9 protein-coding genes are annotated in these 8,377 nt (G+C 68.2%); 3 read left to right on the top strand and 6 right to left on the bottom strand.

The features are described from left to right. Positions 1 to 658: 658 nt before the first annotated feature. The 3 genes from DL990_RS24895 to DL990_RS24905 all read left to right on the top strand — a co-directional run bounded on the left by DL990_RS24895 (position 659) and on the right by DL990_RS24905 (position 2,856). A complete protein-coding gene (locus tag DL990_RS24895) occupies positions 659 to 967 on the top strand; it encodes a hypothetical protein (RefSeq protein ID WP_125789144.1) in 309 nt (102 codons plus the stop codon). Between the two features lie 34 nt (positions 968 to 1,001). Beyond that, on the top strand, positions 1,002 to 2,249 hold the full coding sequence (locus DL990_RS24900; protein WP_125800063.1) for a nucleotide sugar dehydrogenase: 1,248 nt from the start codon (positions 1,002 to 1,004) through the stop codon (positions 2,247 to 2,249). 70 nt (positions 2,250 to 2,319) lie between these two features. After that, entirely contained in the window at positions 2,320 to 2,856 is a 537-nt protein-coding gene (locus DL990_RS24905) for an EF-hand domain-containing protein (protein ID WP_125789146.1), read from the top strand. Positions 2,857 to 2,905: 49 nt separating this feature from the next. Here the strand turns inward: DL990_RS24905 and DL990_RS24910 are convergent, their stop codons facing one another. Genes DL990_RS24910 through DL990_RS24935 form a run of 6 tightly spaced genes read right to left on the bottom strand, consistent with a single transcriptional unit; the run spans position 2,906 to position 8,280 of the window. Next, the gene (locus DL990_RS24910; protein WP_125789147.1) at positions 2,906 to 3,307 is read right to left on the bottom strand and encodes a hypothetical protein; all 402 of its coding nucleotides are present in this window, start codon (positions 3,305 to 3,307) and stop codon (positions 2,906 to 2,908) included. After that, positions 3,240 to 4,184, bottom strand: a complete 945-nt coding sequence (locus DL990_RS24915; RefSeq protein WP_125800064.1) for a Gfo/Idh/MocA family protein — start codon at positions 4,182 to 4,184, stop codon at positions 3,240 to 3,242. Before DL990_RS24915 ends, DL990_RS24910 begins: the two co-directional genes overlap by 68 nt. Continuing rightward, positions 4,181 to 5,230, bottom strand: coding sequence for an Ldh family oxidoreductase (locus DL990_RS24920; RefSeq protein WP_125800065.1), 1,050 nt, complete (start codon positions 5,228 to 5,230; stop codon positions 4,181 to 4,183). The genes DL990_RS24915 and DL990_RS24920 overlap by 4 nt, the downstream gene beginning before the upstream one ends. Beyond that, the gene (locus DL990_RS24925) at positions 5,227 to 6,447 is read right to left on the bottom strand and encodes a M20/M25/M40 family metallo-hydrolase (protein ID WP_125800066.1); all 1,221 of its coding nucleotides are present in this window, start codon (positions 6,445 to 6,447) and stop codon (positions 5,227 to 5,229) included. The genes DL990_RS24920 and DL990_RS24925 overlap by 4 nt, the downstream gene beginning before the upstream one ends. Continuing rightward, positions 6,444 to 7,262, bottom strand: a complete 819-nt coding sequence (locus DL990_RS24930; RefSeq protein WP_125800067.1) for a sugar phosphate isomerase/epimerase — start codon at positions 7,260 to 7,262, stop codon at positions 6,444 to 6,446. The genes DL990_RS24925 and DL990_RS24930 overlap by 4 nt, the downstream gene beginning before the upstream one ends. After that, a complete protein-coding gene (locus DL990_RS24935; RefSeq protein ID WP_125800068.1) occupies positions 7,252 to 8,280 on the bottom strand; it encodes a Gfo/Idh/MocA family oxidoreductase in 1,029 nt (342 codons plus the stop codon). The genes DL990_RS24930 and DL990_RS24935 overlap by 11 nt, the downstream gene beginning before the upstream one ends. Positions 8,281 to 8,377 lie beyond the last annotated feature (97 nt).

The raw sequence follows: 8,377 nt of genomic DNA on the forward strand, positions 1-8,377 counted from the left end.
GAGGCTCGTGACGGCCGTTCCAGGGTGGGTGAAGGGAACCTTGAGGGACTCTGGGTCCCTCAAGGAGTCCTTCACTGACCGGCTGCCACCCGGCTCACCCCAGAAGGTACCTAAACGCCCTTGTCAGAACGGCCCAACACTCACGATCCCGCTTGAAAACCGGACATATAGCCATCAAAGGGACATCAAGCTGCCAGGGAGTGTCCTTTGTGGACATTCAGGGCCTTGACTCACCCCTTTGAGTAAGCCGAACCGCCACTCAGCTCTGCCTCCCTCGGACGGTCGATGACACCCAGTTCGAATCATCAAGAGTGTCACCGGCCAGCGAATATTCGACTCTGCCGGACTCGGCCCTGAAGGTAGCGAAGGAGGCCTTCGCTACCCGCCGCTGTGTTCGTGACGTCAAATCGCCGCTCGGGCCCACAAAGGACGGTCCGGTCCGGTAGTTCTCCGTCGTCCGGGAAAGCATTCGCGCCACTCGTTCATGTGAACAGCGCACGTTCGAAGATCACGTAGAGAGCGCTTGAACCCGCCTCCGAATGATCCGTCCGGGTCGGCCGCAACCTGCGCGCGTGAAGATCCGTCGAGCAGCAAGTTTTACGCGGAGTGACTGTTAGCGTGCGGAGAGAAGTCATGATCTTGGATGTGGAGGCATTCGATGAATCGTCTTGTCATCGCCGCGTTGAGCGTGGCATCCGCCGGCGCTTTGCTGATCGTGCCGAGTCCGCCCGCGGAGGCCGCGGCAGGCAATGTGGTGGTCTTCTCCACCGAATTCCAGCGGCTGGACACCTTCAGGAATCCTGAGGGATGCAACAAACTTCCTCTCGCCGCCCATGTTCTGGCCAACCTGAGCTCTTCGGATCTGCTCATTCACGGCGATCCGTTCTGCCTGACGCCCGGCTTGCCGGTCAGAGCGGGATACGGCTCCCACGTCGCGGCGGGCAGCGGCTCTTTCTCGGTCAACTGATCGGTTCGCGTGACATCGAGACTGAGGGGGTCCCGTGTCTGTCGACGTTGTCGTTGTAGGAGTCGGCTACGTCGGGCTACCGCTGGCAGAGGCCGCCGCCTCGGCGGGGTTGTCGGTGGTCGGGTACGACACTTCGCCGCGGGTGGCGGCGGCGGTGGCCGCGGGCCGGTCACATGTGCCCGACGTGTCCGCGAGCCGATTGCGGTCCATGCGGGCGGGCGGTTTCACGGTGACGACCGATCCCGAGGTTCTCGGCGACGCGAAGACGATCGTGGTCTGCGTGCCGACCGGTCTGGATTCGGCGGGCGGGCCCGATCTCGGCGCCGTGCGAGCCGCGGCGGCGACGGTCGCCGAACAGCTGACACCGGGCACGCTGGTGGTGATCGAGTCGACGAGTTTTCCGGGCACCACCGACGAGATCGTCCGGCCCATCCTGGAGAAATACGGTCTGACCGCGGGAAAGGACTTCGCACTCGCCTATTCACCCGAGCGGGTCGACCCCGGAAACCGGCGCTTCGGCATCCGTAACACCCCGAAGGTGATCAGCGGCCAGACCCCGGCGTGCGCCAAGTACTGCGCCGAGTTCTACGGGCGGTTCGTCGACACGGTGGTGGTGGCGCGCGGCACCAGGGAAGCGGAGATGGCCAAGCTGCTGGAGAACACCTACCGCTACGTGAACATCGCGCTGGTCAACGAGATCGCGATCTTCTGCGACCGGATCGGCGTCGATGTATGGGACGTGCTGCACTGCGCCGCGACCAAGCCGTTCGGCTTCACGCCGTTCGTGCCGGGGCCGGGCGTGGGCGGGCACTGCATCCCGGTCGACCCCAAGTACCTGCTGGACAAGGCCGAGCGGGAAGGAGCCCTGCTCGGCGTCGTCCACGCGGCTCGCCTCGTGGACGACCAGATGCCGGAGCATGTGGTCGAACGGGTGACACGGCTGCTCGCCGAACAGGGAAAACCGTTGCGAGGCGCGAAAGTGCTCCTCCTCGGTGTCGCATACAAGGCCGACGTGCCGGACACCCGCGAGTCCGCCGCCATCCGGATCGCCGTCCGGTTGCGCGCGCTCGGGGCCGACCTGTCCTACCACGATCCGGTGGCCGTCACGGTGCCCGAACTGGGGCCGCCGGCGGCCGATCTCGACGAGGTGCTCCGTACCGCGGACGTCACCGTCCTGCTGGTGGCGCACCGTGCCTATGACCACGGTCGCCTGGCCTCGACGGCCAGGTTGCTGTTCGACGTGACGGGACAGGTTCCCGGAAAGGAGGTCGTCCGTCTTTGAACGTTCCGCCAGGGCGGAACGCCGGTACCGCGAATTCTTCCGAAGCTTCCGCGAAAAGGAGAGTGTACGAATGACCACGGCGGTCAAGAACGACAGGCTCAAGAAGCGTTTCGAGAAGTGGGACGTCAACGGCAACGGCAGGATCGAAAAGTCCGACTTCGAGGCCGAGGCCACCCGGATCGTCGACGCGTTCGGCGAGGACCCCGCGTCGCCACAGGCCCGCGCGGTGAAGGACTCGTTCCTGACGATGTACGAGTACCTGGCAGGCAAGGCGGGTGTCGGCCCGAACGGCTCGTTGAACGAGCAGCAGTTCACCCAGGTGATCGAAGCGCAGATCTTCCAGGAGGGCGACGCGGGATTCGCGCGCGTGGTCCGCCCGACCATCGCGGCGATCGTCGGCCTGTGCGACACCGACGGCGACGGCGAGGTCAACCAGAAGGAGTTCGCCAAGTGGCTGAACGCCATCGGTGTCGAAGCCTCGGCCGTGGCCCCCGCGTTCCGGGCCATCGACGTCAACGGCAACGGCACGCTGACGGTCGACGAACTCGTGCACGCGGTCCGTGACTACCATCTCGGCAAGAGCGACGTGCCACTGCTGGGCAAATGACGGTGACCTGACGGCGTGGTGGTGAGTGGCTCTCCGGCGCGGAGGCCGCTCACCACCGGCCGCGGAAGCAGACTTCCCGTTCCGGCTTCAGGCCGAGTTCCTCGCCGGTGACGGGCAGCGCGGTGTGGATGAGAATGTTGTAGTGGTTGGGAAAATGACAGCCGTCGAAGCCGAGGACGGTGCCGACGAGTTCGCCGCCGATCCACACCTCGTCGCCCCGGTCGATCACGCCGGCCCGTGCCATTTCGGCGAAGCCGAGGAAGCCGACGTGGTCGATGCGCGCCCCCGGCTCCGTGTCGTCGTGGCTGGTCGTGACGAGCTCGTGCACCTCGCCGACGCGGACGCACCGGCTGGCGAACGGTTCGAGACTCATTCCCCGGTCGTCACGGTGATGTACGAGCACCTTCACCACGGTGCCGGTGATCTCCCGTTTCGGCCCGTCTTCCCGCATCGTTCTCCCTCCGGTAACACTCGTCCACTATGGACAGTGCGTCGAGCCCGCTGTCGCGCCAAGCCCCGCCCTCGCGTACGGCCTCCGCGAACTCGCGCAGCAGTCCGGCGTACTCGTGCCACAGCGATTCCTTGAACTCCGGATACCCGGCGAGCAGATCGGCACGCAGGACGGTGCCGTCGGTCAGCCGGACCTCGACATCCTTGACCTCACCGGGAAAAGACCAGTCGAGTTCCACGACGGCGCCCTCCAGCACGAGTGTCGCCCGGCGGTCGACGCCATCCGCGTCACGGCTGATCCGGACGTCCCGCAGCACCATCGAACCCAGGAACAGCCGGACGAGGTCGAGGGCGTTCGGCCCGTTGTCCGCCACGCAGCCACCGCCGCACCGCGTCGCGTCGAGGTACCAGCGATCACCGCCGACGTGCTCTTCGATCCGCTCCAGATAGCGCACCGTCAGCGAAGCGATCGGTGGTCCGCCGACGAGCCGCTCGCGCAGGGCGAGCACGTTGCCGTTGTACCTGCGGTGGAAGGCGGTGAACAGCGCGACGTCCCGCCGCGCCGCCCTCGTCACGAGATCCTCGCCGTCGGCGAGCCTGGTGGCGATCGGCTTCTCCACGCACACCGGCAGGCCGGCGTCCAGCACGTCCCGGCAGACGGTGGCGTGGACGTCGTTGGGCGCGGTCACGATCACCGCGTCGAGCCCGCCGTCGGCGAGCATCTCGCGATGATCGCGATAGCCGGGCACAGCGCTTTTCGCGAGTTGGGCCGGGTCGAGATCGCAGACCGCGGCGAGCGCGAACTCCCGCGATCGCTCCAGCGCGGCGAGGTAGAACTTCGAGATGACCCCGAGTCCGACGACTCCGGCCCGGATCATCCGGGTGTCCTCTCCAGTGCCGCGCGGAGTTCCTCGTAGACCGCGTCGGGAACCGGCACACCGTGCTCGCGGAACCGGGCCGCGCGCTCGCCCTCGTGCCAGCCGGGGTAGGCGACCGGGGCGGCGGGATCACGCGTGGGCCAGCCACGCACGGCGGTGAAGAGCGCGGACGCGTCGGAGGCGAATCCGGAGCGCAGGACCTCCGGGGCGATCGCCAGCGCCAAGACCCCGATGTCGTCGTCTCGGTCCGCGTCTGCGGAGGTCGCGCCGAGCGTGGCGCCGGGCACCAGCGCGCCGAGCACCTCGACGAGCAGCCCGAGCCCGAATCCCTTGTACGCGCCCGTTTCGGGAGCGCCGCCCAGCCACTGCAGATGAGCCTCACCCCGGTCGAAGGCGGCGGGATCGGTCACCGGTGAACCGTCGTCGTCGGCGAGCCACCCAGGCGGGATCTCCCGGCCTTCACGCGCCGCGGCCCGGATCCGGCCGGTCGGGACGACGGTGGTGCTCATGTCGAGGACGAACGGATGCGCGCCACCGGCGGGACAGGCCAGCGCGAGCGGGTTCGTGCCGAGCATCGCGGCCGCGCCGCCCGGTGGCGGGGCGATGCGCTGCCCGCCGCCGTTCGACGCGATGAGGCCGATCATGCCGTGCGTGACGGCGCGCGCGGCGTGGTGACCGGCGCAGCCGATATGCGTGGCCCCGCGCAGCGACACCATGCCGACGCCGTGCCGTGAAGCCCTGGCGCACGCCAGCTCCATCGCCTGCGACGCCGACCACAACCCGAGCGTGCGGCGGGCGTCGGCGAGGACACACGCGCCGAGATCGGTCTCGACGACCATGTCCGCCTTCGGTTCCGCGCGTCCTCGGTCGAGCAGGGGCAAGTACAGCCGGGTCAGATTGACCAGGCCGTGCGAGGTCACCCCGGTCAGGTCGCCGTGGCACAACGCGGTGGCGGCGATCGCCGCCCGGTCCCCTGGGACCCCGCGGTCCACGAAGATCTTGGTGACCTGGGAAAGCAAGGCCGGATAGGGCACCAGCACGGTCACGCTCCTCCGTTCCGGCTGAACCGCACGACGATCTCGCGTACGAGCTCACTGAACCGGTCGAGTTCTTCGACATCGGCGTATTCCCCGCGCGAATGCGCGTTGTTGGCGCCCAGCGAACCGGGGCCGAGAACGGCCGTCCTGGCGCCGGGGACACCGGCGAGCCACAGGGCGTCGCAGGTGAACCCGGGTTCGTCGTCCGGCCAACGCGGAACGAACGCGTCCAGCAGCGAAATGTCCTGCACCGGCAAAGCGGGCAGATCGCGTTTCAGCCACCGCAGGCCGGTGATCGCCGCGGCGTCCGTCGCGGTGCGGGTGAGGGACGGTGACTCCCGGAACCGGGAAACGAACCCGGCGATGCCGGTGCGCAGCCCGTCCTCCAGGGCCGAAGTCATCTTCGCCGCTACTTCTTCGCAGTCGTAAGGAATGTTGAGCAGAAGCTCTCCGCTGCCGTACACCCTGTTGTGCAGCCGTCCGGTGTGCAGCCCGGCTACGCAGACCTGACCGTGCTTCGCCAGGTCGTCCGCGAGGTGCTGGGCGAGGAAGCCCAGCAGAACCGTCGCGTTGTGCCCCCGGTGCGGCTCGTCGTCGATGGCGTCTTCACCGTCCACCCGCACGCACGCGGTCATCGACGCCGAGCATCGGGGCAGGTATCGCAGCCCGGTCGGCTCGCAGAAGATGTTGAGAGCGCCGTGAAATCCCGCTTCGACGAGCGGGCGCGTGCCGAAGGTGCCCATCGCGCCGCCCTCCTCGCCGGACACGGCCTGGATGAGGACACCGGCATCCCGGCCGACCGCCGGATCCACCGCGAGGGCGGCCCGGACACCGGCGAGCAGCGCCACCGCGGGTCCTTTCGCGTCGATCGCGCCGCGGCCGGTGAACCTGGTGCCGTCGAACCCCGCCGGTTCGAACGGCGCCACCGTGTCGAGGTGCACGTTGAACATCACGGCGGGAGCGGCGGGGCCGATCCGCAGTGCGAGGCTCGGCTGGCAAGCGAGGAACCCGGGCCCAGCGTCGCGGACCGCCAGGGGAACACCAGGGCGGTCCAGCACCGACGGGTCCGGGGTGGCGAAACTCAGCACGTCGAAACCGATTTCGGTCGCGGCGTCGGCGTAGGCGCGCATCGCGTCCCAGAGCCGTACCTCGCCGGTGGTCTCGAGCGGACCGGCCGTCGGCAGGTCGAGCAGCCGTACCAGCAGGTCGCGATCCGCGGGGATCACTGGACCAGCCCGGCCATCGCGCGGCCCGCGGCGACGAACGACGACATCGCGTGGGGTGCCAGCACACCCTGTTCGTGCGGTTTGATCGCGAGATGCGGCTCCAACGACCACGCGCCCTGGTAGCCGTTGGCTCGGAGGAGCTTCACACAGTCGGCGACCCGCGCGGCGCCCTGACCGGGAAGGGTGAAGCCGCGCTCGTCCGCGTCCTTGATGTGCACGTGTTCGACGTGGACGGCGATGTCGGCGAGCAGGTCGAACCCGTCGTACCCGTGGGCGACGCCGTTTCCGGTGTCGAACAACAACTTCAGCGCCGGGCTCGCGACCTCGTCCAGCAGTTCGAGCATGCGCTCGGCCCTGGTCCCCGCCCAGCCCGAGCAGTTCTCGTGCAGCAGCGTCACCCCGTGCTTCTCGGCGCGTTCGGCGAGGACGGTGATCCGCGCGATGACCTGAGCGCGCCATCGGTGATCGCTCAGTCCGTCGTTGGGATAGGACATGATCCGGAGGTAGCGGGTGCCGATCGCCTTGGCTCGCCCGGCGAGCAGGTCGAGTTCGGCGAGGTCGTGCCGGAAATCGGTGCCGATCGGCCGGGCCCAGCCACCGATCCGGGACGCCAGGCAGACCACGCTCACCCCCTGGTCCGACAGGGTGGTCGCGACGGCGTCGAACCGTTCGTCGGAGAGGTCGGCGATGGCGTCGTTGTCGACGCTGCGCAGTTCGATCGCCTTCCACCCCAAGGTGTCGAGCACTGAGAGCTGGCCGCCGAGGTCCGCCGCCGCCTCGTCCGTGATGCCGGCGAGCACCGGGTCATCCGGCATGGGTGGCCACCGCGTCGGGTTCGGGACGCCTTGGCCGGGAGACCGGTTCCGCGCAGATGTTCTTGGCCACCGAAAGCAGCCGCACCACTTCGGTGGCGAAGGTGAACCCCTGGGTCTGTTCCCCGTCCAGCCGGAACTTCCGGTAGGCCTCGAACATCCACTCGGTCATCGCGTCGTCCCGCAGCACGACGTGCTCGGACCGGCCGTTCGAAGACAGTGTCAGCTGGGAGTGGTGGTCTTCGCCGCTCACCGCGAAATGCCCGACAGCGGTGCCCTGTTCGAATTCGACGGTGACCCGCCGCTCCCGCACCGGGGAAGTGAGGTCCGAACGGATCTCCGTGTGGATACCCGAATTGTGCCGGAGCCCGACCGCGGCCCCGCCCATCCGGGGGCCGACGTTGCCCTCGACTTCGAGATCGGATCCGGACGCGTGGGTGACCCGGGCGGCGCCCGCGAGCCGCAGCGCGAGCGCGACCCCGTGCGGCAGTTCGACGTCGAAGGCGGTCGGATGCCCGGGCCGGACCAGTGAACGGCGGAATCTCGGCTTGTTCTGGACGATGTCGATCGACTTCGCGGCGCCGAACCGGCCGTCGCGGATCAGCTCGACCAACCGTGCCGTGAGGGTGCTGGCGAGCCAGGGCTCGACGACCTCGACATGCAGCTTGTACTTGCGGCGCAGGCGGATGATGCGGGCGAGGTCGTCGATGTCGGCGGCGAGCGGTTTCTCCACGATCACCTTGCGGAAGCCCAACGTGGCGAGCTCGGTGAGCACCGTGAGACGTTCGGTCGGCGGTGTGCAGACATGGGCGACGGTGCCGTCGGGGTCGAGCCCGGTGGCCGCGGCGTCGATGGTCGGCGCGACCACGAGACCCGGCCGGGAGGCGACGTTCTGTCGCGGCTCGCACGCCGTGACGGGGCCGTCGTCGAAGAGCTGAGGGGTTCGTTCGCGGAGTTTGGCCAAGACCGGAAGATGCAGACCCGCGCCGGCGCGGCCGAGTCCCACAACGAATGAACGCACTGGTGAGTCTGCTCCTCGAGTTTCGCAATTCGAAATCCATTTCAAAACTGACATCACGAAGATCAAGTGTCAATGCTTCGGTCCCGGGTTGACCAGG

The organism is Amycolatopsis sp. WAC 01416, assembly GCF_003947485.1.
Lineage (GTDB): Bacteria > Actinomycetota > Actinomycetes > Mycobacteriales > Pseudonocardiaceae > Amycolatopsis.